This is a genomic window from Paucisalibacillus globulus (assembly GCF_900184735.1).
GTDB lineage: Bacteria > Bacillota > Bacilli > Bacillales > Amphibacillaceae > Ornithinibacillus > Ornithinibacillus globulus_B.
In genome coordinates this window covers 215280-240433 of record NZ_LT855387.1, presented here as the reverse complement: position 1 = coordinate 240433, position 25154 = coordinate 215280, and the positions used below count along the sequence as shown (strand labels likewise).

At 35.9% G+C, this 25154-nt stretch carries 25 protein-coding genes and 1 other annotated feature; all 25 genes read left to right on the top strand.

Going from position 1 to position 25154, the window contains the following annotated elements; all coding sequences use genetic code 11:
- The first annotated feature begins 36 nt into the window (after nucleotides 1–36).
- The 25 genes from hrcA to BN999_RS06670 all read left to right on the top strand — a co-directional run bounded on the left by hrcA (nucleotide 37) and on the right by BN999_RS06670 (nucleotide 25142).
- On the top strand, nucleotides 37–1071 hold the full coding sequence (gene hrcA / locus BN999_RS06790; protein ID WP_096270634.1) for a heat-inducible transcriptional repressor HrcA: 1035 nt from the start codon (nucleotides 37–39) through the stop codon (nucleotides 1069–1071).
- A 57-nt stretch (nucleotides 1072–1128) separates the two neighbouring features.
- Nucleotides 1129–1710, top strand: a complete 582-nt coding sequence (gene grpE, locus BN999_RS06785; protein ID WP_096270633.1) for a nucleotide exchange factor GrpE — start codon at nucleotides 1129–1131, stop codon at nucleotides 1708–1710.
- A 29-nt stretch (nucleotides 1711–1739) separates the two neighbouring features.
- Nucleotides 1740–3569, top strand: coding sequence for a molecular chaperone DnaK (dnaK, locus tag BN999_RS06780; RefSeq protein WP_096270632.1), 1830 nt, complete (start codon nucleotides 1740–1742; stop codon nucleotides 3567–3569).
- 171 nt (nucleotides 3570–3740) lie between these two features.
- The gene (gene dnaJ, locus BN999_RS06775) at nucleotides 3741–4868 is read left to right on the top strand and encodes a molecular chaperone DnaJ (protein ID WP_096270631.1); all 1128 of its coding nucleotides are present in this window, start codon (nucleotides 3741–3743) and stop codon (nucleotides 4866–4868) included.
- A 78-nt stretch (nucleotides 4869–4946) separates the two neighbouring features.
- Nucleotides 4947–5885, top strand: coding sequence for a 50S ribosomal protein L11 methyltransferase (gene prmA, locus BN999_RS06770; RefSeq protein WP_096270704.1), 939 nt, complete (start codon nucleotides 4947–4949; stop codon nucleotides 5883–5885).
- Nucleotides 5886–5893: 8 nt separating this feature from the next.
- Entirely contained in the window at nucleotides 5894–6652 is a 759-nt protein-coding gene (locus tag BN999_RS06765) for a 16S rRNA (uracil(1498)-N(3))-methyltransferase (protein ID WP_096270630.1), read from the top strand.
- Nucleotides 6652–8007, top strand: a complete 1356-nt coding sequence (gene mtaB, locus BN999_RS06760; protein WP_096270629.1) for a tRNA (N(6)-L-threonylcarbamoyladenosine(37)-C(2))-methylthiotransferase MtaB — start codon at nucleotides 6652–6654, stop codon at nucleotides 8005–8007. The genes BN999_RS06765 and mtaB overlap by 1 nt, the downstream gene beginning before the upstream one ends.
- Nucleotides 8008–8103: 96 nt before the next feature.
- Nucleotides 8104–8775 (top strand): deoxyribose-phosphate aldolase, encoded by a 672-nt coding sequence (gene deoC / locus BN999_RS06755; RefSeq protein WP_255247411.1) that lies wholly within the window; start codon nucleotides 8104–8106, stop codon nucleotides 8773–8775.
- A gap of 190 nt (nucleotides 8776–8965) precedes the next feature.
- Nucleotides 8966–9142, top strand: a complete 177-nt coding sequence (rpsU, locus tag BN999_RS06750) for a 30S ribosomal protein S21 (protein ID WP_042145999.1) — start codon at nucleotides 8966–8968, stop codon at nucleotides 9140–9142.
- Between the two features lie 15 nt (nucleotides 9143–9157).
- Nucleotides 9158–9604, top strand: coding sequence for a GatB/YqeY domain-containing protein (locus BN999_RS06745; protein ID WP_096270627.1), 447 nt, complete (start codon nucleotides 9158–9160; stop codon nucleotides 9602–9604).
- 210 nt (nucleotides 9605–9814) lie between these two features.
- On the top strand, nucleotides 9815–11149 hold the full coding sequence (locus BN999_RS06740; RefSeq protein WP_096270626.1) for an NfeD family protein: 1335 nt from the start codon (nucleotides 9815–9817) through the stop codon (nucleotides 11147–11149).
- A gap of 45 nt (nucleotides 11150–11194) precedes the next feature.
- On the top strand, nucleotides 11195–12184 hold the full coding sequence (gene floA, locus BN999_RS06735) for a flotillin-like protein FloA (protein ID WP_096270625.1): 990 nt from the start codon (nucleotides 11195–11197) through the stop codon (nucleotides 12182–12184).
- Between the two features lie 37 nt (nucleotides 12185–12221).
- Nucleotides 12222–12779 carry a hypothetical protein gene (locus BN999_RS06730; RefSeq protein WP_096270624.1) on the top strand — a complete coding sequence of 186 codons (558 nt, stop codon included), beginning with the start codon at nucleotides 12222–12224 and terminating at the stop codon, nucleotides 12777–12779.
- Between the two features lie 107 nt (nucleotides 12780–12886).
- Nucleotides 12887–13168, top strand: a complete 282-nt coding sequence (yqfC, locus tag BN999_RS06725; RefSeq protein ID WP_096270623.1) for a sporulation protein YqfC — start codon at nucleotides 12887–12889, stop codon at nucleotides 13166–13168.
- A gap of 21 nt (nucleotides 13169–13189) precedes the next feature.
- Nucleotides 13190–14413: a sporulation protein YqfD gene (yqfD, locus tag BN999_RS06720; protein ID WP_096270622.1), complete on the top strand. Its 1224-nt coding sequence runs from the start codon at nucleotides 13190–13192 to the stop codon at nucleotides 14411–14413.
- A gap of 2 nt (nucleotides 14414–14415) precedes the next feature.
- Entirely contained in the window at nucleotides 14416–15381 is a 966-nt protein-coding gene (locus BN999_RS06715) for a PhoH family protein (protein WP_096270621.1), read from the top strand.
- A 90-nt stretch (nucleotides 15382–15471) separates the two neighbouring features.
- Nucleotides 15472–17604: an HD family phosphohydrolase gene (locus BN999_RS06710; RefSeq protein ID WP_096270620.1), complete on the top strand. Its 2133-nt coding sequence runs from the start codon at nucleotides 15472–15474 to the stop codon at nucleotides 17602–17604.
- Nucleotides 17604–18068 carry an rRNA maturation RNase YbeY gene (gene ybeY / locus BN999_RS06705; RefSeq protein WP_096270619.1) on the top strand — a complete coding sequence of 155 codons (465 nt, stop codon included), beginning with the start codon at nucleotides 17604–17606 and terminating at the stop codon, nucleotides 18066–18068. Before BN999_RS06710 ends, ybeY begins: the two co-directional genes overlap by 1 nt.
- Nucleotides 18058–18411, top strand: a complete 354-nt coding sequence (locus BN999_RS06700) for a diacylglycerol kinase family protein (protein WP_096270618.1) — start codon at nucleotides 18058–18060, stop codon at nucleotides 18409–18411. The genes ybeY and BN999_RS06700 overlap by 11 nt, the downstream gene beginning before the upstream one ends.
- A 656-nt stretch (nucleotides 18412–19067) precedes the next feature.
- On the top strand, nucleotides 19068–19970 hold the full coding sequence (gene era, locus BN999_RS06695; RefSeq protein ID WP_096270617.1) for a GTPase Era: 903 nt from the start codon (nucleotides 19068–19070) through the stop codon (nucleotides 19968–19970).
- Nucleotides 19971–20147: 177 nt separating this feature from the next.
- Nucleotides 20148–20300 carry a YqzL family protein gene (locus tag BN999_RS06690; protein WP_096270616.1) on the top strand — a complete coding sequence of 51 codons (153 nt, stop codon included), beginning with the start codon at nucleotides 20148–20150 and terminating at the stop codon, nucleotides 20298–20300.
- Nucleotides 20301–20325: 25 nt separating this feature from the next.
- Nucleotides 20326–21075, top strand: coding sequence for a DNA repair protein RecO (recO, locus tag BN999_RS06685; protein WP_096270615.1), 750 nt, complete (start codon nucleotides 20326–20328; stop codon nucleotides 21073–21075).
- A gap of 59 nt (nucleotides 21076–21134) precedes the next feature.
- Nucleotides 21135–21315 (top strand) — a binding site (T-box leader).
- A 148-nt stretch (nucleotides 21316–21463) separates the two neighbouring features.
- On the top strand, nucleotides 21464–22339 hold the full coding sequence (gene glyQ / locus BN999_RS06680) for a glycine--tRNA ligase subunit alpha (protein ID WP_096270614.1): 876 nt from the start codon (nucleotides 21464–21466) through the stop codon (nucleotides 22337–22339).
- Nucleotides 22339–24423, top strand: coding sequence for a glycine--tRNA ligase subunit beta (gene glyS, locus BN999_RS06675; RefSeq protein ID WP_096270613.1), 2085 nt, complete (start codon nucleotides 22339–22341; stop codon nucleotides 24421–24423). Before glyQ ends, glyS begins: the two co-directional genes overlap by 1 nt.
- 89 nt (nucleotides 24424–24512) lie before the next feature.
- Nucleotides 24513–25142, top strand: a complete 630-nt coding sequence (locus BN999_RS06670) for a helix-turn-helix transcriptional regulator (RefSeq protein WP_096270612.1) — start codon at nucleotides 24513–24515, stop codon at nucleotides 25140–25142.
- The last annotated feature ends 12 nt before the right edge of the window (nucleotides 25143–25154 follow it).

Here is a 25154-nt window from a genome sequence, read left to right as displayed (position 1 = left end):
CTCAGGTGAACAGAGTGCTAACAGGGGTGATCATTAATGTTAACAGAAAGGCAATTGTTGATTTTGCAAGTTATTATTGATGATTTTATAGAATCAGCTCACCCAGTTGGCTCGCGTGCTATTTCCAAAAAAGATGAAATATCCTTAAGTGCTGCTACGATACGAAATGTCATGGCCGACTTAGAAGAACTGGGTTATCTCGAAAAAACACATTCTTCATCTGGTCGTGTGCCATCAGAAAAAGGGTATCGATATTATGTGGACAATGTCATTGGATCATCTATGGGTAAAGGAAACTTAAGTATTATGAGAGACCTAGTCAGGGATGAATTCATCGATTTTGAAAAGTTGGTGCAAAAGTCTGCAGAGGTGTTATCTGATTTAACTAACTATACATCCATTATTTTAGGTCCGGAAATATTTGAGACTAAATTAAAGCAGCTACAAATAGTACCATTAACAAATCATTCTGCTGTAGCCATATTAGTTACAGATTCTGGGCATGTTGAGCACCGATCATTTACTTTTCCAGCAGAAATCAGTGCATCTGATTTAGAGAAGATCGTAAATATCTTAAATGATCGATTACATGGTATCTCTCTTGCTCGGTTACCAGAGGTCATTACGAAGGAAGTACTTTCCTTAATGCAAATGTATGTCCATGATTTTGAGAAATCTTTCCAATATTTAAAATCTGCTTTCTTTCAGGAACAGCCAGTTAAATTATATATTGGTGGTAAAACGAAATTATTAACCCAACCTGAGTTCAATGATATAAATAAAATTCGGGCGTTTTATCAAATGATGGAAAACGAAGATCAAGTAGTAAATTTATTGAAGGCACCTCAACATGGCATCAAGGTAACGATTGGCAATGAAAATGAAATTGAAGAGATTAAGGATTTTAGTCTCATAACCGCTTCTTACCAGTTTGGAAGTGAACAAAAGGGTACAATAGCATTGCTAGGACCAACTAGAATGGAATACCGAAAAGTGATAACTCTATTAAATGCGTTATCAAATGAAATGACAGATGCATTGTATCTATGGTATAAAAACAACGGCGAGTAAAAGATTGTAATAGACATACTTGTTATTTGATTGATTGTATTTTTGGAGGTGCACGAAATGGAAGAAAAGGATACTACAGGCATTGAGAAAGAAAATGAAGAACAATTAGTTGATGATTCAGTTGAGGCAGAGATTGTTGATCAAGAAGAATCTCTTTCCAACAAGGATGAAGAGTTAGAAACAGAAACACATAACGAAGAAATAGAAAATCTGCAAAAGGAAAAAGATGAATTATATCAGAGATTCCTTAGAGCACAGGCTGAATTTGATAACTTCAAGAAACGATCTATTAAAGAACGAGAAGCAGCAGCTAAGTATAAATCACAAGACCTTGCAACCGAACTTTTACCAGCTATTGATAATTTCGAGCGAGCATTACAAGTTGAGGTTGATGAGTCAAACAAAGGATTACTTGAAGGTATATCGATGGTGTACCGACAACTTATTGACGCGTTAAAATCACAAGGTATTGAAGCAATTGAATCAGTAGGCAAAGAATTTGACCCGAATGTTCATCAAGCTGTAATGCAAGTAGAAGATGAATCGATGGACTCAAATGTGGTTGTAGAAGAATTGCAAAAAGGATATCTAATTAAAGATCGCGTTATTCGACCAGCTATGGTGAAAGTAAATAAATAAGTTAGGCACGATTCAAGGAGGAAATAAATATGGGTAAAATTATTGGAATTGATTTAGGAACAACAAATTCATGTGTTGCAGTAATGGAAGGCGGAGAAGCAGTAGTTATTCCAAACCCTGAGGGAAACCGCACTACACCATCTGCTGTAGCATTTAAAAATGGTGAGAGACAAGTTGGGGAAGTTGCGAAACGTCAAGCAATTACAAACCCTAATACTATTCTATCAATTAAACGACATATGGGTACCGATTATAAAGTGGAAGTTGATGGTAAAGAGTATACACCTCAAGAGCTATCAGCAGCTATTCTACAATACTTAAAGTCTTACGCAGAAGATTATATCGGAGAAACAGTGGATAAGGCTGTTATTACCGTACCGGCATACTTCAATGATTCTGAACGACAAGCAACGAAGGATGCTGGTCGCATTGCAGGTCTTGAAGTAGAACGTATAATTAACGAACCAACCGCTGCAGCTTTAGCATATGGTATAGATAAAGCAGATCAAGATCAAACAATCCTAGTATTTGACCTTGGTGGAGGTACATTTGATGTATCTATATTAGATATTGGTGATGGTACTTTTGAGGTTGTTGCTACAGCTGGTGATAATCGCCTTGGTGGAGATGATTTTGATGATGTAATCATCGATCATTTAGTTGCCGAGTTTAAAAAAGAAAATGGAATTGATTTATCTCAAGATAAAATGGCCGTGCAACGTCTAAAAGATGCTGCAGAAAAAGCAAAGAAAGATTTATCTGGTGTTTCTCAAACACAGATTTCCTTACCGTTCATCACGGCTGGTGAGGCTGGACCATTACATTTAGAAATGAATTTAACTCGTGCTAAGTTTGAAGAGCTTTCTTCTGATCTTGTAGAACGTACCATGATTCCAACACGTAAAGCAATGCGTGATGCAGATTTAACATCGAATGATATTGATAAAGTTATTCTTGTTGGTGGTTCTACTCGTATCCCTGCAGTACAAGAAGCTATCAAACGTGAAATTGGCAAAGAGCCATCTAAAGGTGTAAATCCTGATGAAGTAGTAGCACTTGGTGCAGCTATTCAGGGTGGAGTTCTTCAAGGGGACGTGAAGGATGTTGTCTTACTAGATGTAACACCACTTTCATTGGGGATTGAAACAATGGGTGGAGTATTTACTAAGTTAATCGAACGTAATACAACCATTCCAACAAGTCATTCTCAAGTTTTCTCAACAGCTGCAGATAATCAAACAGCAGTAGATATTCATGTTCTTCAAGGGGAACGTGAAATGGCAGCAGATAATAAAACACTTGGTCGTTTCCAATTAACTGATATCCCACCAGCACCTAGAGGTGTTCCGCAAATTGAAGTATCGTTTGATATTGATTCAAACGGTATTGTGAATGTCCGTGCGAAGGATATGGGAACTAATAAAGAGCAATCTATTACCATTAAATCTTCTTCAGGATTATCAGATGAGGAAGTAGAACGTATGGTAAGAGAAGCGGAAGAAAATGCCGAGTCTGATAAGCAACGTCGTGAAGAGGTTGACCTTCGTAATGAATCAGACCAACTAATCTTTACAACGGATAAGACCCTAAAGGATTTAGCGGATAAAGTTTCTGAAGAAGAGAAACAAAAAGCAGAAGCTGCAAGAGAAGAATTGAAAAAAGCATTAGAAGGTACTAATCTTGATGAAATCAAGACAAAGAAAGATGCACTACAAGAACAAGTACAACAATTATCCGTTAAACTATATGAACAAATGGCACAACAAAATCAAGCTGCTGAGGGCCAAGATGCTCAAAGCTCAAATGATGATGTTGTTGACGCAGACTATCAAGAAGTTGACGAAGAAGATAAGAAATAAGTATTTAGGAGAAAGTCAAAGTCAGGATTCCCTTGGCTTTGACTTTTTCTACGTAGCTTTTAGTAGAGGAATACTGACAAATGGATGAACTGACCTTGTACCATTTGCCATGGCAATATTTTTAGTGTTATGATTTACCTTATGTGAAGAGATTCGGGAGAGTGATACACAGTGTCAAAAAGAGATTATTATGAAGTCTTAGGTCTTGAAAAAAATGCATCGAAAGAAGAAATTAAAAAAGCATATCGTAAGCTAGCTCGTCAGTACCACCCTGATGTGAATAAAGAACCAGATGCTGCTGATAAATTTAAAGAAGCAAAAGAAGCATATGAAACACTATCAAATGAACAAAAGCGTGCACAATATGATCAATTTGGTCATGCAGGTATGGATGGTCAAGGATTTGGTGGCTTCGGTGGAGGTCAAGATTTCGGTGGTTTTGGAGATATATTTGATATGTTCTTTGGAGGTGGAGGCGGCCGTAGACGTGATCCAAACGCCCCTCAACAAGGTGCGGATCTTCAATATACGATGATCCTTGATTTTGAAGAATCTATCTTTGGAAAAGAAACAGACATTATGATTCCACGAGATGAGGAATGTGCTACTTGTCATGGTTCAGGGGCAAAACCTGGTACTAAGCCAAAAAGTTGTTCCCATTGTAATGGTTCAGGACAATTAAACACCGAGCAAAATACGCCATTTGGTCGTGTAGTTAACCGTAGAGTATGTCACCACTGTAATGGAACAGGTAAGATAATTCCTGAAAAGTGTGCGACATGTTCTGGGGATGGAACCGTTAAAAAGAATAAAAAGATTCATATTAATATCCCAGCAGGTATAGATGATGGCCAGCAAATACGCGTTGCTGGAAAGGGAGAACCTGGAAAAAATGGTGGTCCAGCGGGAGATCTGTACGTTGTTATCCAAGTGAGAAGACATGAATTCTTTACTCGAGAAGGTGACAATATTTTCTGCGAATTACCATTGACATTTACTCAAGCAGCTCTAGGTGATGAAGTAGAAGTTCCTACGGTACATGGGAAAGTAAAACTTAAAATCCCAGCGGGTACGCAAACAGGGAAGACTTTCCGCCTAAAAGGAAAAGGCTCACCGAATGTTAGAGGATATGGAAATGGAGACCAACATATCAAAGTTCGCATTGTGACACCTACTAAATTAACAGACAGACAGAAAGAGTTATTACGAGAATTTAATGAAATTGCCGGCAACGATAAAACAGAGGAGCAAGAGGATTCAATTTTTCAAAAGTTTAAAAGAGCATTTAAAGGGGATTGAGCTCCTTTATCCCCTGTACATACTGTAGTCCATCAGGAGTAATTGATTATAACAAAAAAGGAAATGAGTGAGATTCGTTTGAAATGGTCAGAAATATGTATCCATACTACCAATGAGGCTATTGAACCGATTTCGAATATTTTGCATGAAACAGGTGCAAGTGGTGTTGTCATTGAAGACCCGATAGATTTATTGACTGAAAAAGAGAACGTGTTTGGTGAGATTTATGAACTTAACGAAAATGATTATCCAGAAGAAGGGGTCTATATTAAAGCATATTTACCGTTTAATAGCTTCCTAGGAGAAACTGTGGAAGAAATTAAACAAGCAATTAATAACTTACTTGCATTTGATATAGACTTGGGGCCAAATCAAGTAACACTTAGTGAGGTCAATGAAGAAGATTGGGCAACTGCTTGGAAGAAGTACTATAAACCAGTTCAAATCTCTAATAAGATTACAATTACTCCAACTTGGGAAGACTATACACCAAAATCTACCGAGGAAATTGTTATAGAACTAGATCCTGGTATGGCATTCGGTACCGGAACTCACCCAACAACGGTATTAAGTATTCAGGCACTTGAAAAATATATCAAGGGGAATGAAACTGTTATTGATGTTGGCTGTGGTTCTGGTGTGCTAAGTATTGCTTCAGCATTATTGGGTGCGGAAGATATTTATGCGTATGATTTAGATGAAGTCGCGGTAAAGAGCACACAGTTAAATGCAAAAGTAAACAAAGTTAATCATTTAATCAAAACAAAGCAAAATAACCTACTTAGTCATGTTGATATGAAAGCTGATATCATTGTTTCCAATATATTAGCGGAAATAATTATCCGGTTTATAGATGATGCATTTGAAAATCTGGTAGATGGCGGTTATTTCATCACATCTGGGATTATTCAAGCCAAAAAACAATTAGTTTTAAATAATTTGGAAAGTCAAGGTTTTGAAATAGTTGAAATTAATGAGCTAGAAGACTGGGTTTCTGTCGTAGCGAAGAAAAAGTAGGTGCTTATATGCAGAGATATTTTATCCCAGAAGAAAATAAGAAGAATGATATTATCACCGTTGACGGTGACGATGCTCATCATATTGTACGCGTAATGCGAATGCAGGTTGGAGATAAGATTATTTGTAATCCACCAAATACAACTGGAGCAATTTGTGAGATTGTACAGATTGACGAACATGCCGTAAAGGCTAAAATTATTGAATGGCTAAACAATAATACGGAACTACCCGTTTTTGTAACCATTGCACAAGGATTACCAAAGGGAGATAAGATGGACCTAATCCTACAAAAAGGGACTGAATTGGGTGCATCAGCCTTTATCCCTTTCCAGTCGAAAAGATCTGTTGTAAAATGGGATGCTAGGAAAGTAGATAAAAAAATTACTCGCTATGCAAAAATAATTAAAGAAGCAAGTGAACAGTCTCATCGTAATTACCTTCCTGAAATTAAGTCAATTATGAACTTAAAAGAGTTGATTAAAGAAAGTGAGACATATCATGTGAAAATTATTGCATATGAAGAAGAGGCGAAAACAAATTCTTTTCAATCTTTTGCAAGTATTGTTAGTAAGCTAAGTATAGGTGATAAAGTACTTATTTGTATTGGTCCCGAAGGAGGATTTTCTCCTGAGGAAGTACATAGTTTGAAAGAACATCATTTTATACCCGTCAGATTAGGTCCTCGTATATTGAGGACAGAGACTGCTGCTTTATATGCACTTGCTAGTATATCGTATCAATTAGAAGAATTGGGGGGGCAATAATGCCAACGGTAGCATTTCATACATTAGGTTGTAAAGTAAATCATTATGAAACTGAAGGAATTTGGCGCATGTTCATGGAACAAGGATATGAACGAGTTGATTTTGACCATGATTCTGATGTATATGTTATTAATACATGTACGGTAACAAATTCCGGAGACAAAAAAAGTAGACAAACAATTAGGCGTGCAGTTCGAAATAATCCAGATGCGATTGTTTGTGTGACTGGGTGCTACGCGCAAACATCACCAGGTGAAATTTTAGAAATTCCAGGTGTAGATGTAGTAGTTGGAACACAAGATAGAAAAAACATGATTGAATATATTGAAGAACATAAGAAATCAAGAGAACCAATTAATGGTGTCTCTAACATTATGAAGAATCGTGTATTTGAAGAAATGGATGTTCCTGAATTTACAGATAGAACTCGTGCATCATTGAAAATACAAGAAGGCTGTAATAATTTCTGTACCTTCTGTATTATCCCGTGGTCAAGAGGACTTTTACGTTCTAGAGATCCTGAAAGTGTGTTAACTCAAGCGAAAAAGTTAGTTGAAGCCGGGTATAAAGAAGTAGTTCTGACTGGTATTCACACAGCTGGATATGGTGAAGATTTAAATGACTATAATTTTGCAGCATTATTACGCGATCTAGAATCAAAAGTAGATGGGCTTGAACGCATACGGATCTCTTCCATTGAAGCTAGTCAAATTACGGACGAAGTAATTGAAGTACTAGATAAATCAGAAAAGATTGTACGTCATTTACATATTCCACTACAATCTGGTTCAGACACTGTATTAAAACGTATGCGTAGAAAATATTCATCGGAATTTTACTACCAAAAAGTTGAAAAAATCCGTAAAGCCTTGCCAGATTTAGCAATTACGTCTGATGTAATAGTAGGTTTCCCAGGTGAAACAGAAAAAGAGTTTATGGAGACATACGATTTCATTAGAAAAGTTGGATATTCAGAACTTCATGTATTCCCATTCTCAAGAAGAACCGGAACGCCAGCTGCTAGAATGGAAAATCAAGTAGATGAAGATGTAAAAGCAGAACGTGTTCAAAGAATGATTGACTTGTCGGAGGAATTAGCTAACGAGTATGCATTACGCTATCAAAATGAAGTGCTAGAAGTTATCCCAGAAGAACGTGTATTAGACGAAGACAACCCTAATATGTTAGTAGGGTATACAGATAACTATCTTAAAGTAAAATTTGAAGGAACTAGTGATATGATTGGTAAGATTGTCCGTGTAAAGATTACTAAATCTGGTTATCCATACAATGAAGGTACTTTTGTTAGAGTCATGGACAATGCTACACATGGTAAGATGAAAATAAATGCCTAGTCAATTGATTGGGCATTAGGATTTCCTGAATAGCTTTTATGGCGTTAAAATGCTATTATGCAAGAGGTACATACAACTTAAGAAAGGATGTTTAACTTGGTAGAAAATATTGCAAAATATATCGATCACACCTTATTAAAGCCTGAAGCTACAAAAGATGCTATCTTAAAGATTGTTGAGGAAGCAAAAGAGTATGAGTTTGCATCAGTTTGTGTGAACCCACATTGGGTTCCATTATGTTATGAACATTTAAAAAATACCGAGGTAAAAGTTTGTACAGTCATCGGTTTTCCTTTAGGAGCTACATCTACAGAAACGAAGGTATATGAAACAAAACAAGCCATATCGAACGGCGCTACAGAAGTTGATATGGTGATAAACATTGGTGAGTTAAAATCAGGTAATGAAGATTTTGTGAAACAAGACATTCAAGCTGTAGTTGAAGCTGCAAAAGGAAAAGCCCTAACAAAAGTTATTATTGAAACTTCATTGTTATCTGAAGAAGAAAAAGTTAAAGCATGTCAATTAGCAAAAGAAGCTGGTACTGATTATGTCAAAACATCTACCGGATTTTCAGGTGGAGGAGCAACTGTAGAAGATATTGCTTTAATGCGTAAGACTGTTGGACCTGATCTAGGAGTGAAAGCATCTGGAGGAGTACGCGATTTAGCACAAGCAAAAGCGGTAATAGAAGCTGGTGCAACTAGAATTGGTGCAAGCTCAGGAGTAGCGATTGTACAGGGAAATCAAGGCACATCAGATTATTAATTTCACAGTCGGATTTTCTCGGGTCTTTTAGGTAAGTAGATAACATATCAACTAGCGTAGAAAACTAAAGAGTCAAAGAAAAATAATCAGTTGACCATTACTAAGCAATATATTATAATTACAAAAGGCATGATATATATCAGTATGCCTTATTAATCTGTTTTTTTGCTTCGGAGGGAGGGAAATTAGCATGTCAAATACAACTCGCGTTCGTAAAAACGAGTCTCTTGAGGATGCTCTTCGTCGCTTTAAACGTAGTGTAGCAAAAAGTGGGACACTACAAGAATATCGTAAGCGTGAACACTATGAAAAACCTAGCGTTCGTCGTAAAAAGAAATCTGAAGCTGCTAGAAAGCGTAAATTCTAAAGAAGGTGCTAGAAGATGTCATTACTATCACAGTTGAACGACGATATGAAGCAAGCGATGAAGAATAAAGATAAGGAAAGACTTAGTGTTATTCGAATGGTAAAAGCTTCATTACAAAATGAATCGATAAAGCTTGGTAAAAGTGAATTATCGGAAGACGAAGATTTGACAATTTTATCAAGAGAATTGAAACAAAGAAAAGATTCCCTCCAAGAATTTAAATCAGCTGGACGCGAAGATCTTGTTGAAAAACTTGAAATGGAAATCAAAATTATTCAAGAATATATGCCTGAACAGCTTTCTGATGAAGAGCTTTCAGTAATTGTTCAAGAAGCGATTCAAGAAACTGGCGCATCTTCAAAAAAAGATATGGGTAAGGTTATGAGTGCAGTGATGCCTAAAGTAAAAGGAAAAGCTGACGGCTCTAAAATTAATAAATTAGTTCAAGAACATTTGAATTAAGTTTGCCCTATAAAAACCCTTGTTAATAGCAAGGGTTTTTTATTTTACTCAAATTTATGAAAGTTATCCAATACTGCTTTCATATTTCTACCTTTCCAGTAGTAAACTGTGATACTATTTAGGTGAATAGGGATGTACATATGAAATTTTTTGAAACTTTATTTTGTCATCAATCGTATGAATAAATGTACAGAGAAGGAGGTGTAATAGTTGCCGAGAAAGCGTTTGGCATTTTATTTCTCTATTTATATTGTCATCATATTATCGTTGTTATCATCGGGGATTAATAATCCCGTTCATGCTGATGCGCAAGGTGGAGGTAAACAAATCTATGTTATTCCAATAGAGGATGACATAGAACGTGGGTTAGAAGCATTCCTTTCAAGAACTACTAGTGAGGCAGTGGAAGCAGGAGCAGATCATATCATATTTGAGATTAATACTCCTGGTGGAAGTGTAGAAGCAGCAAATAATATTGGAACTATAATTGCTAACCTTGAAATTCCCACAACCTCTTTTATTGTAAGTGAGGCGTTTTCTGCAGGATCGTATATTGCCCTACACACAGATAATATCTACATGACACCTCGAGCAAGGATGGGAGCTAGTGGCGTTATCAATTCTGATGGTACTGCTGCAGATAAAAAAGCACAATCTGCCTGGCTGAAAACTATGACAAGTGCTGCTGAAGCTGGTGGAAGAGACCCATTATATGCAGCAGCAATGGCAGATGCAAGTATCGATCTTCCTGAATTGGATGCACCTGAGGGTGAATTTTTAACCTTGACACCTAAAGAAGCACTAGAGGTTGGTTATGCTGAAGGAATTGTTCAAGATCGAACGGAGTTATTGTTTGAGTTAGGATTATCAAATGGCACCATCATTCAAACAGAACCTACTCTTGCAGAAAATATTGCTAGATTTATCACGAACCCAATCGTTGTTCCGATTCTATTATCACTAGCAAGCTTAGGGTTGATTCTAGAACTATATTCACCTGGATTCGGGGTGCCTGGTAGTGTTGGGCTACTATCACTTGCACTATTCTTTTATGGTCATTTTGTTGCAGGGCTTGCCGGAATGGAAGCAATCATCATATTAATTCTCGGTATTGCATTACTTATTGCAGAATTTTTTGTCCCCGGGGGTATCTTAGGTATTTTAGGCATCGGGGCAATTATTGGCTCATTATTTATGTCAGGTGCAAATGTGGGTCATATGATGACGAGCGTGGCTATTGCTTTTTTAGTTGCTGTGATAGCTTCCGTCATACTATTTAGAAGGATTGGATTAGATAAGGGTATTTTCCGACATGTCATATTAAAAGATCGAACAACAACAGAACTTGGTTATGTTTCTAATCAAAATCGCCTAGATTTAATAGGGATGGAAGGAATTGCTGCAACAGGATTAAGACCATCAGGAGTAGCTATTATTAATAATGAGCGAATTGATGTCGTAACAGAAGGTAGTTTTATTCATGCAAATACTCCTATTAAAGTTGTAAAGGTAGAAGGAGTACGTGTTATAGTAAGAGAATTATAAGGTCATAATGACCTATAATATAATACATTTTAGGAGGAATTATTTATGGATGCAAATATTATTATGCCTGTGATACTTATCGCAGTTATCTTGATTGCTGTGGCAATTTTATTTACATTTATACCGGTAACACTTTGGATTAGTGCATTAGCTGCTGGTGTGCGAGTAGGAATTCTACAATTAATTGGTATGAGATTACGTCGAGTTGTACCTAGTCGTGTTATCAATCCACTAATTAAAGCTCATAAAGCAGGACTTGATGTTAAAACAAATCAACTTGAAAGTCACTATCTTGCTGGTGGTAATGTAGACCGTGTTGTGAATGCATTAATTGCTGCACATCGTGCAAACATCGAACTATCTTTTGAGCGTGCAGCTGCTATTGACCTAGCTGGTCGTGATGTGCTGGAAGCTGTACAAATGAGTGTTAACCCTGAAGTTATTGAAACACCTTTTATTGCAGGTATTGCAATGGATGGAATTGAAGTAAAAGCAAAAGCTAGAATTACTGTACGTGCCAACATTGACCGATTAGTTGGGGGTGCAGGTGAAGAAACTATCATCGCTCGTGTCGGTGAAGGTGTCGTTAGTACAATTGGTAGTTCAGAAACTCATGCAAAAGTGTTAGAAAATCCTGATATGATTTCACACACAGTCCTTGCAAAAGGATTAGATGCTGGTACTGCATTTGAAATCTTATCAATTGATATTGCAGATGTAGATATCGGTAAAAATATTGGTGCGATGTTACAAACAGACCAGGCTGAGGCAGATAAGAAAATCGCTCAAGCGAAAGCAGAAGAACGTCGTGCGATGGCAGTTGCTCAAGAACAAGAAATGGTTGCCCGTGTTCAAGAAATGCGTGCAAAAGTTGTGGAAGCAGAAGCTGATGTTCCATTAGCACTTGCAGAGGCATTACGTACTGGTAAATTAGGTGTTATGGATTACTTAAATTATGAAAATATTAACGCTGATACAGACATGCGTGATTCTATTGGTAAACTTTCTAAAGATAATAATGATGATGATAATTAATAAACAAGGTTCTAAGAAGATAGAAGGGGGGATTTAAATGGATGGGTTATTTGAATTCTTGCCAATAATCGCTTTCATTGTATATGGAATTATCCGTGCAATGGGCGGGGCTCGAGAAAATGAACAACAAAAACAAAAACCAAATAGGCCTAATGTGCCGAGACCAACTGCAACCCCTTCAGGAGGTCAACAAAATCCTAAGCGAACTGTCTATAACACTTCAGGTTCAGAAGAAACTAGACATAAGCAAAAACAGACCGTGTATACATCGTCTGCTACAAATGTAAGTGTGGAAGAACAGCAGAAACAACAAATGGAGAAATTAAAGCAACGGATGAATACTGGGACCAGTGATTCGATTGATTCTTTATCGCAACAAGATTTGTCTATTGGACCATCTATTCAAGATGCGATTAAGCACCACACTCTACAAAGTAAGAATGTAAACAAAGAGAAGTTTAAGAAAGATGTAAAAACAAGTTTAAATCATAAAGGATTGGTCAATGGCATTATTATGTCGGAAGTTCTTGGTCCTCCTAGAGCTAGAAAACCTTTCCGAAGTGTAATTGCCGAAAGAAGTAGGCATACCCATTAATAGAACATAATTAAAACCCAAAAGTGTCGCTTTGATGCTTTTGGGTTTTTTAGTTCTTATCTGTTTCATTTTCTCATAAATATGTATGTGAGAGGGGGCTTTATCTAGTGAAGAATCTACAACAACGATTACGACCATGGCTAGTAAAGTATCTTGCATTGCCTTCTGATGTTGTAATGGAATTACCGAGAATTACAATAATTGGTCAGCTACATGTATACATTGAAAATCATAAAGGGCTAGCAGTTTTTACTGATAAAGAATTAAGACTTAAGACAACAAAAGGATATATTCAAATAAAGGGATCATCATTTGTTTTAAAGATGATGTTACCCGAAGAGATTTTGCTGGAAGGGAAAATTGCAGAAGTCAAATTTATATCAGGATAATGATTTTACCAGGAGGTCGAAATGAAACAGATACAGGGGTCGTTTATTAAAGGGTATGTGCGAATAGTTGTAACTGGAATTAGACCTGAGATGTTTTTTCAGGAGTGTACGGATAGGGGAGTAACGGTATGGAATATTAAAAGGGAAGGTAGAAAAACATGTAGTGGTAATGTTAAGCTACCAGATATCCCAAAAATTAGAACGATAAGGAGAGAGCAAAACTATAAAATAACATTTGAACAACGGCGGGGATACCCCTTTTTGTTTAGTCGTTTTTTTCGCAGAAAAGAATTTGTTTTTTCATTTATCATGAGTATTTTATTAATTCTATTTATGTCCAATATTATTTGGAAGGTCGAGATTACAGGAGAACTACCAAAGGAAATTGAAGAGAAAATTGAAGCACAGCTTAATGCTTACGGTATACATGCAGGTGCGTGGATCTTTACTATAGATCCTCCTGCTAAGATTCAACAGAAGCTCACAGATGATATACCTGAGTTACTCTGGGTTGGTGTCCGTCAAAAAGGGACAACCTATCAACTTGAAGGTGTTGAAAAGATTGTTGTTCAGGAGGATAAGGTGGAAGGACCACGAAATCTTGTAGCAACTAAAAAGGGTATTATAAAACGTATGTATGTATCAAAAGGTGTACCTCAAGTCGAAATAAATGACTATGTTGAACCGGGGAAAATACTGGTTTCTGGAACGCTAAATGAGGTAACAGAAAATGAAGATGATGATAAGAAAGAAAAAAGAAAAGAAATTGTCGTACCTGCAGAAGGAGAGATTATTGCAAGTACTTGGTATGAAATAGATGTAACCATACCACTTAAACAAAATTATGAGCTTTTGACAGGACAACAAGAAAAGAAATATTACATAGGTATCAAAGATTTTAAATTTCCAATTTGGGGATTTGGTTCACCAGATTATCAAGACGTTCACCGAGATAGTACTACATCAGCAATAAAATTCCTAAAATGGAATTTACCAATTGATATTATTGAGACCACACTAAGTGAAAAACAAATACAAAAATTTGAACGTAGTAAAGAAGAAGCGGTACAAGCAGGTATTAAACAAGCTAAGGAGGAACTTCAGCTACAGCTAGGTCCGGATGCTAAAATCACTTCGGAAAAAGTTTTGCATGAATCCATAGAGAATGGTAAAGTTAAATTATACTTATATTTAACAGTAGAAGAAAATATTGCTAAGGCACAACCAATAAGTCAAGGAGATTGAATATGCCCGAAAATTTAAACGCTATTGATATTGAATTAACAAATCCAGAAGAGGCTCTTGCACTTTTTGGAAACAATGATAGATACCTAAAACATATAGAGGATAAGCTGAATGTTTCTATTGTTACTCGTGGTGAAAGAGTTAGTGTCTCTGGAACAGATAGTGATATAGCTATTGTTCAAGATGTGTTACTAACCTTATTGCATGTAGTGCGGAAGGGAATTACAATTGCTGAACGTGATATTGTTTATGCAATTGAACTGGCGAAAGATGGTAAAATCAATCAATTTGAAACTTTATTTGAAGATGTAATTGCTAAGAATGTTAAAGGAAAAGAAATACGAATTAAAACTCTCGGACAAAAAAGCTATGTTTCCGCTATTAAAAAGAATGATCTAGTTTTTGGTATAGGGCCTGCAGGAACGGGAAAAACCTATCTTGCAGTAGTGATGGCTGTTCAAGCCCTAAAGAATGGTCATGTTAAACGAATAATTTTAACAAGACCAGCTGTTGAAGCGGGAGAAAGTTTAGGGTTCTTACCTGGGGATTTAAAGGAGAAGGTAGATCCATATTTAAGACCACTTTATGATGCGCTAAATGATGTCTTAGGAGCTGAACATACTTTAAGGTTGATAGAGAGAGAAACCATTGAAATAGCTCCGTTAGCATATATGCGTGGTAGAACGTTAGATGATGCTTTTGTGATATTAGATGAAGCTCAAAATACAACGCCAGAGCAAATGAAAATGTTCTTAACGCGTCTTGGTTTTGGGTCTAAAATGGTTATTACTGGTGATATCACACAGATTGACTTACCAAAAGGAATTAAATCAGGGTTACAGATTGCCGACAAACTATTGACATCTATAAAGGATATCTCCTTTATTTATCTAACACAGACAGATGTTGTAAGACATCCACTTGTTCAAAAAATTATTGATGCGTATGAAAAAAGCAACATGACCTGATAGGTATAGAAGACCCGGATATTATTGGGTCTTATTTCTTTATTTTTGTGAGTAATAACATATTAGTTCTATTCTTAAAGGGGGGAGAATATGAGCTCGTTTAAAAACTTGATTGCTTATTTGATAAAGTTACGAACTAAATGGGTTAGAATACTGGTTCCAGTTATAGCGTTAGGGCTGTATTTCTTTATATTGACATTTAATAATGTATATACGGAAACATATGATATTGAACCATTAACAACCTCAAGGGAGACCATTCGATCTCCTATTACAATAGAAAATGAGCAGGAAACTGACCGTAAAACAAGAGAAGCGGTTCAAGCAGTAGAAGATCGATTCGATATATCAACCAATATTGCGGAAGAACAAATTGGATACATAAACGAGATTTTTACAGCGGTTGATAAATTAGAGGCTGAATCACTTATCGAGGATGAAAATGAAGGGGTGCCAGTACAATTAACGAACCGAGAAAAGGTTCAAAGATTGAAAGAATTATTATCCAATAGTATTACAGAGAAAGTAGAAGACAGTGTCTTTTTAAGAATTATAGATGTTCCGAAAGAAGAGAGAGAAAAAGGTAAAGAAGTCGTTATTTCGTATTTACAAGATGAGTTTAAACGCGGTGTAAGAACAGAAAACATGAATAGTGCCGTAGAGAGAGTTCATGAAAACATTCGCTATTCTAATATAGAACAGAAGTTAATTGAAGCGTTTCAAGAGCTAACGGAATTTGCGCTTGTCGAAAATTCTTTTTATGACTCCGAAAAAACTGCAGAAGCTCGGAAGGTTGCTGCGAGCAATGTTGAACCAGTTATGATTAATGGTGGAGAAATAATTGTTCGAGAAGGGGAGACAATAACAAACGAGATCTATGAAAAATTACAACTAGTAGGACTACTTAATAAAGATCGTAATGTATTTCCTGTCATTGGTTTAGGGTTATTTATACTATTAGTTGGTTCTGTTATTGTTTATGAAATGAATCGAATCGACAATAGAAAAGGGCTGGATAAAGGTACCATTGCGTCCATTCTATTAATCAGTTTTCTTGTGGTATCACTAATGAAAATAATTAGTATTTACACCACTCAGAGCAACCAATTCTTTTTCATCGTACCAGTCGCTACTGGTGTATTATTAGTTAAACAGTTAATCAATGAACGATTATCAATAGTATTAGCTATCTTATACGCTATTTTAGGTGGAATTATCTTTAATGGGGAAATTCCAGGTGCATTAAATGTCGAAGCAATTGTCTATTTCTTCTTCTCACAATTTGCTGCTATTGTATTTCTTGTCAATGTAAAAGATCGCTTATCTATCGTTCGTTCCGGTATTGGGATGTCTATCGTTAATATTATTTCTATACTATTATTTGTATTCTTGTCCTTTGAAAAATATTCAATTGGGGATGTACTTATTCTATCAGGCTTTGGTGTAGCATCAGCATTCTTATCAGCGGTGTTAACAATTGGATTGCTACCATTCTTTGAAACTGGGCTAGGTATACTATCTGATATAAAGTTATTACAACTTTCCAGCCCGAATCAGCCATTACTAAAAAAAATCCTTACAGAAGCACCAGGAACCTACCATCATTCGATCATGGTCGCAAACTTAAGTGAAACAGCTTGTGATGCGATTGGTGCAAATGGTCTACTAGCTAGGGTTGCAGCTTATTATCATGACATTGGAAAGACGGTGAGACCGCATTATTTTATTGAAAATCAATTATCAATAAAAAACCCACATGATGTAATTTCGCCAGAACAAAGTGCTGAGATAATTATTAGACATCCATATGATGGGGCAGAACTGTTAAGAAAGCATAAAATGCCAAAAGAAATAATAGATGTTGCCATGCAACATCACGGTACAACTTTATTAAAGTACTTTTATTATAAAGAAAAGGAAAATAATAATGCAGTACAAGAGGAGGACTTCCGTTACCCAGGTCCAAAACCTCAAACGAAAGAGGCAGCAATTATCTCAATTTGTGATTCTGTGGAAGCGGCCGTTCGATCATTAAAGGAACCAACTGAACAAAAAATAGAAGAAATTGTTTCTAGTATTGTAAATGATCGATTAATGGATGGGCAGTTAGATGAATGTCCACTTACGATTAAAGAGGTAAAAATTGTCCACAAAACAATATGTGAAGCATTAAAAGGAATCTTTCACTCCAGAATTCAATACCCAAATAAGGAGGCAAAATAGTGGAAATAGATTTTCAAGATAACACAAATTCGGTCCCAGAAAACCATTTTGAACTTATCGAGGGATTACTTAATTTGACTGCACTAAAAGAAAATATCTCAGAAAATACAGAAGTGTCCATTACGTTTGTGAATAATAATGAGATTCAGGAAATAAATCGAGACTATCGCAATTTAGACAAACCAACTGATGTAATTTCATTTGCACTGGAAGAAACGACTGAAGGGGAAGTTGAAATTGTTGGTGATGATATACCAGTTATTCTAGGAGACATCATTATCTCTGTTGAAAAAGCAAAAGAACAAGCAGAGGAGTATAACCATTCTTTTGAAAGGGAATTAGGCTTTTTAGCAGTGCATGGTTTGCTTCATTTGCTTGGTTATGACCATATGACAGAACAAGATGAAAAAGAAATGTTCCAAAAACAAGAAGAAATATTAGGGGAATTTAACCTTGGAAGGTAAAAAGAAATCGATTGGATTTTCATATGCCATAAATGGCTTAAAAGAGGTAGTGAAATCTGAACGGAATTTCCGATTACATCTACTTTCAACTATATTAGTCACTATTATGGGGCTTCTCTATAAAATTAGCTACCTAGAATGGATTGCTGTGGTTATCGTTGTTGGGATGGTAATCACAGCTGAAATTCTCAATACAGCTATAGAGGAAATTATCAATTATGTCCAACCAGATATTCACCCTGCAGCAAAAAAAATCAAAGACCTAGCTGCTGCAGGAGTGTTTATGACAGCTATAACTGCATTAATTGTAGGGATCATAATTTTTCTTCCAAAAGTTTTTTAATAAAGAACTCAGTTATGTATAAGGAACTTTCCTTATACTTTTTTGTTTTTTTATAACCTCTAAACCCCCACTATCTCTTTGTAGGGTTTACTAAGAAAGCATTGAAAAATGCAGATAGGGCAAATTATAGTAAAGAATCTTAGAGAATGTTTTCTAAATTTGTTGTTATTTATACTGTTGATAGAAACAATGCGATGAATAATTTTATTTGGGAGCAACATACCCGCTTCGGAAATACACTCCGCTTTTACTGCCAGCACAGGGGCGACATCTGTTCGAAAGTACCTCACAGTGTCTACCTTGCCGCGGGCGGCTGGTGAGCCTATCCTCCCGCAGGACAAGGAATGCTACGGCAGCAATGCATCGCACGCAGAAAGCGGAGTATTCTGCCGGAGCGGTATATTAATACTACACTCATTAATTGACAGTCGTATGCACACAGTCTCTTTAAAATGCCCGGTAGAACACAAAAAAACAATAGTAATTTGGCTTATTCAAGGTTATCGTGTAAATATTTTCCATGCAGTATGGAGAGAATTATCGAACCATACAATCTTTTTAAAGCTTTTGTCGATAACATGAAACTACAAAGATTTTGTAGTATAATAGACCAAACATAGAAAGAATCTATCTAAACTTCCTGGAGGAACAACTACATGGACACAAACTTTAAATCCGGATTTATCACCATTATTGGAAGACCAAATGTTGGTAAATCAACATTTATGAATAAAGTAATCGGACAAAAAATTGCCATCATGAGTGATAAGCCACAAACTACAAGAAACAAAATTCAGGGTGTACTAACCCAAGATGATGCTCAATTCATTTTTATAGATACACCAGGTATACATAAACCGAAACACCGTTTAGGCGATTTTATGGTTAAAATTGCCGAAAATACTTTAAATGAAGTAGATGCAATACTTTTTATGATAAATGCAGAAGAAGGTTATGGCCGAGGTGACCAATTTATTATTGATCGCCTAGAACGTGTAAAGGGTCCAGTCTTTCTTGTTGTGAATAAGATAGATAAAGTGCATCCAGATGAACTATTGCCTTTAATAGAATTTTACAATGAAAAGTATGATTTTGAAGAAATCATTCCTATATCTGCATTACAAGGAAATAACGTAAATCATTTATTAGATGTATTAAAAAGTCACTTGCCAGAAGGGCCGCAGTTCTATCCAGCAGATCAAGTAACTGACCATCCAGAGCGATTTATTATTAGTGAATTAATACGTGAAAAAGTATTACATTTGACTCGAGAAGAGGTTCCGCACTCCATTGCTGTTGTAATCGAAAACATTGAAAAAAGAGAATCTAATGCGATATTTATACAAGCAGCCATTATTGCGGAAAGAAAATCTCAAAAAGGGATATTGATTGGAAAACAAGGAAGCATGCTTAAAAATATTGGTAAAGATGCAAGAAAAGATATAGAAGCACTACTTGGATCAAAAGTATATTTAGAACTTTGGGTAAAGGTCCAAAAAGACTGGAGAAACAAGCAAAGTCAATTACTTGAGTACGGCTTCCGTGAAGATGAGTATTAGAGTTGGAAAATTTTTTAACTAATTGTTTTCCGGCATAGTGGAAACGATAATAGTATCCGGAACATTGGTTGCTACGAGTGAGCAATACGTGTATCCAGATTAAAGAAAGATTTCAATCAGTGTTCTAACTTACAAAAAGATACTTCTAGAAAAGTATAAAGAAAGGTGTGTTTTCTTGTGATCGACTTAGTATGGAAGCTATTTAGTCAAACAGGAAATATTGAGACCTATTTACTGATGAAAGAGTTAGAAAGTGATCCAAGTGAGCTAGACTTAGATGGAAGCTCTACAACTAATCTGGAGAACCTACCGGTGGATTCCAATATGTAGCATGCAGTAAAAAAGGGGAATACGTATGCTAGAAAAAATAGACGGTATTATTATTAAAACTAAAGATTATGGCGAAACACATAAACTAGTTACAATATTTAGCAAAAGAATTGGTAAGTTTTCTGCTATTGCACGTGGTGCTAAGAAGCCCAAAAGTAGAATGGCTGCTACTGCGCAGCCATTCATTTATGGTCAATTTTTTGTATATCTCTCGAAGGGATTAAGTTCTATTCAGCAAGGAGAAATTATTGAATCTAATCGCGTTATACGTGAAGATATTATGAAGACAGCGTATGCTGCTTACTTGGTTGAGCTAACAGATAAGTTGTTAGATGAAAAAGTTCCAAGTCCTGAGATATTTGAACAATTGATTAAAACCTTTGAATGGATCTCTGAACATGATGATGTCTCCATTCCTATCATGATGTATGAAATGAAGCTTTATAGAGCCGGTGGATTTGCTCCGACTGTACACCAGTGTACTAATTGTGGTGAAAAGAATGCACCCTATTCCTTCTCAATGGTAGAAGGGGGACTTTTATGTTCAAGGTGTAAGTATTTAGACCCAGAAGCCATTCTATTACCAAATTCAGTAACGAAGCTATTATTTATTTTTTCAACCGTTGGTTTGGAACGAGTTGGTAATGTGACGGTTAAAGAGGAAAATAGACAGTTATTAAGAAACCTATTTGATGCTTATTATGATCGTTATGGTGGATATTTTTTGAAGTCAAAGAAGTTTCTTAATCAGATAGCAAAATTTAATGATATATAAAAGTTGACAACTCCTTTCTTTATAAAGTAAGATGATACATATTTATTACATATTTAAAAGATAATGTGATGAGAGAGAAGAGTACTTTCTGCAACCATTTCTAAAAGCGAGTTCAGGATAGTGAAAGCTGAACAAATGGCCAGATAGGAATGGCACTCTGGAGCATATTTAATAAAGTGGCTTTATCACAGGGTGGTAAAGCAAATAGGGTGGAACCGCGGACTAAAACCCGTCCCTATGTCTATAATCTTTTTATAGGCATAGGGACGGGTTTTTATTCTGCTTTCAAGATTGTTTAGTGAATGATGAATACCCGAGAGGGAGAAGAAACAAGTTCTTGATTTGAATACAAGAATGGAATCTTATAAAAATTAACGGAGGTTTATGTATGAATATCCAAAATATGATATTAACATTACAGAAGTTTTGGTCAGAACAAAATTGTATTCTAGTACAAGCATATGATGTTGAAAAAGGTGCTGGAACCATGTCGCCGATGACGTTATTAAGAAGTCTTGGTCCAGAACCATGGAGAGTTGCCTATGTTGAGCCGTCACGTAGACCTGCAGATGGTCGTTACGGGGAAAACCCAAATCGTTTATATCAACATCATCAATTCCAAGTAATTATTAAACCATCACCAGATAATATTCAAGAGCTTTATCTGGAATCGCTTCAAGCTCTTGGTATTAATCCATTAGAACATGATATTCGATTTGTAGAGGATAACTGGGAAAACCCTACACTTGGAGCTGCAGGACTTGGTTGGGAAGTATGGCTTGATGGAATGGAAATTACGCAGTTTACTTATTTTCAACAAATTGGTGGATTAGAAGCTAATCCAGTAACAGTTGAACTAACTTATGGAATTGAGCGACTTGCATCCTATATACAAGATAAAGAAAATGTATTTGATTTAGAATGGACGGAAGGGTTTACTGTAAAGGATATCTTTAAACAACCTGAATACGAACACTCCAAATATACATTTGAAGAATCTAATGTGGATATGTTATTTGAACTATTTTCGATGTATGAAGAAGAAGCAAGGAAGACGATGGAAAAAGGTTTAATTTTTCCAGCTTATGATTATGTATTGAAGTGTTCACATACGTTTAACTTATTAGACGCAAGAGGGGTCATTTCTGTTACAGAACGTACCGGTTATATAGGTCGAATCCGGAATTTAGCTCGTAATATTGCCAAGGCTTATGTGGAAGAGCGTGAGCGTTTAGGTTATCCAATGCTAAAGGAGGAGAAATAATGACTAAGAATGTATTATTTGAAATAGGTTTAGAGGAATTACCTGCTCGTTTTATCGACCAAGCAGAACAACAATTAAAAGAAAAGACAATAAAATGGCTAAATGAATCACGTATATCCTTTACTAAAGTTGAATCATTCTCAACACCAAGAAGATTAGCCGTATTAATTCATAATATTGCGGAAAAACAAGCTACCGTAGAAGAAGAAGCAAAAGGTCCAGCGATAAAAATCGCACAAGACAATGAAGGAAACTGGACAAAAGCTGCAGAAGGTTTTACAAGAGGGCAAGGAAAAACCGTGGATGATATCTACACAAAAGAAGTGAAAGGTACTACTTATATATATGTTAATAAAGTAATTGAAGGAAAACCAACAGAATCTATTCTGCCAGAATTCAAACAAATTATTGAATCGATTCAGTTCGGTAAGAATATGCGATGGGGTACGAAAACCATGCGATATGCAAGACCAATTCGTTGGTTAATTGCTCTTTATAATGAAGAAGTTATTCCATTTGAATTAGCAGGTGTTCAAACTAGTAATAGTACCTATGGGCATCGCTTTCTTGGTAGGGAAGTTGTTCTAACTAATCCTTTACAATACAAGGAACAACTAGAGAAAAACTATGTTATCGTTGACTCAAAATTACGTGAATCAATGATTGAAGAAGGAATTAAAAAGTTAGAAAAAGAAAGAAACTTCATTGTACCAATTGATCGAGATTTACTGGATGAAGTTCGAAATCTTGTGGAGTATCCAACTGTATTTGTTGGAACTTTTGAAGAGAGTTTCTTGGAACTACCTGACGAGGTATTAATTACTTCAATGAAAGAGCACCAACGTTACTTCCCGGTCAAATCAGAGAGTGGTATGTTACTCCCATACTTCGTAGCAGTACGCAATGGTGATGCAAATGCACTGGAGACAGTTGTCAGAGGTAATGAAAAAGTATTAAGAGCACGTTTATCTGACGGTGAGTTTTTCTATGAAGAAGACCAAAAAAATTCAATTGCATTTTATTTGGAAAAACTTAATAACGTTGTTTTTCAAGTGAAACTAGGTACCATTGGCGAAAAAGTTAATCGTGTTGTTACTCTATCTGAACAACTAGCAGAGGCTTTAAAAGTTGATACAGAAATAAAAGAGCAAGCTATTCGAGCAGCCCAGATAAGTAAATTCGATTTAGTAACAAATATGGTTAATGAATTTACTGAACTTCAAGGAATTATGGGGGAAAGATATGCTCGTATTTTTGGTGAAGATGAGACTGTAGCAGTGGCAATCCGCGAACATTACCTACCAACAAGCGCTAGCGGAGATCTACCAAAGACATTGGTTGGTGCCATTGTGAGTGTAGCAGATAAATTAGATACGATTGTGGGCTGTATTGGTGTTGGATTAAAACCTACTGGTTCTCAGGATCCATATGGTTTACGTAGACAAGCAACAGGTATTCTTCGTATTGCCAATGAAAAAGAATGGGAGATTCCAGTAGCGCAACTTTTCAATATGACAATTGAACTATATCAGTCTCAAGCACTTGAGCATTTTGATTCTGATATTGTGAAACAAGAACTGCACACCTTTATACAACAAAGAGTTGCTTTTCTTTTAAGAGAGCAAGGAATTGAACAGGATATTATTCAAGCAATTACAAGCCGTTCTATTGGAAAGATGTCTGATATGATGAAAAAGGCAAGTATTCTATCTACTAAAAGAAATGATGCTTCTTTTAAACCGATACAAGAAGCTTTAGTTCGTGTTTTAAATTTAGCTGAAAAGACAGAGAAGAATGAAATAAATCCTGATTATTTTGAAACAGAAACCGAAAAAGAATTATTTTCTTCTTATCTAACTGTAAGTTCGGTATACCAGGAGTTTGTAAATCAAAATAATCTAGAAGAAGCATTTGCAGAATTAGAAAAACTTGCAAATCCTATCCATTCCTTCTTTGAAAATAACATGGTAATGACTGATAATGAAAATCTTAGAACCAACAGACTAGCATTATTAAAACAAATTGCAATCCTAATAAATAGTTTTGCTAATTTAAATGCAATCGAGTGGAAGCAACATAATTAGAAATGAATCTGCTAATTCCTCTTTTTAGTTATATGGGCTATAATATTAATGAATAGTATGTCTCTTTTAGACCGTTGGGTGGTGAAAATGTGGAATTATCCAATCGACAAGAAAAAATAATAGAAATTGTAAAAAATAATGGTCCGATAACTGGCGAACATATAGCCGACCAGTTACATTTAACACGTGCAACTTTAAGACCTGATTTGGCTATTTTAACAATGGCAGGATTTCTGGATGCTAGGCCACGTGTAGGATATTTTTATACAGGTAAAACAGGATCTGAACTGTTAACAGAGAAAATTAAGAAATATAAGGTGTATGAGTATCAGTCTATTCCAATTGTCGTACAAGAGAATTCATCTGTATATGATGCAATATCTACTATGTTCTTAGAAGATGTTGGTACGCTATTTATTGTGGATGACAATTCATGTTTAACAGGAGTTGTTTCACGGAAGGACTTATTGCGAGCTGCAATTGGAAAACAAGACTTAAATGCTCTAGCAGTTCATATTATTATGACGAGAATGCCTAATATTACGGTATGTCGTAAAGAGGACTTGTTGATTGATGTAGCCAAGCACTTAATTAACAAACAAATTGATGGATTACCAGTAGTTAAAGATACACCTAAAGGATTAGAAGTAATAGGCAGAGTGACTAAAACAACAATCACAAAAGTTTTTGTGGAGTTAATAACAGATAATCATATCTAACCTTAGGGGGAT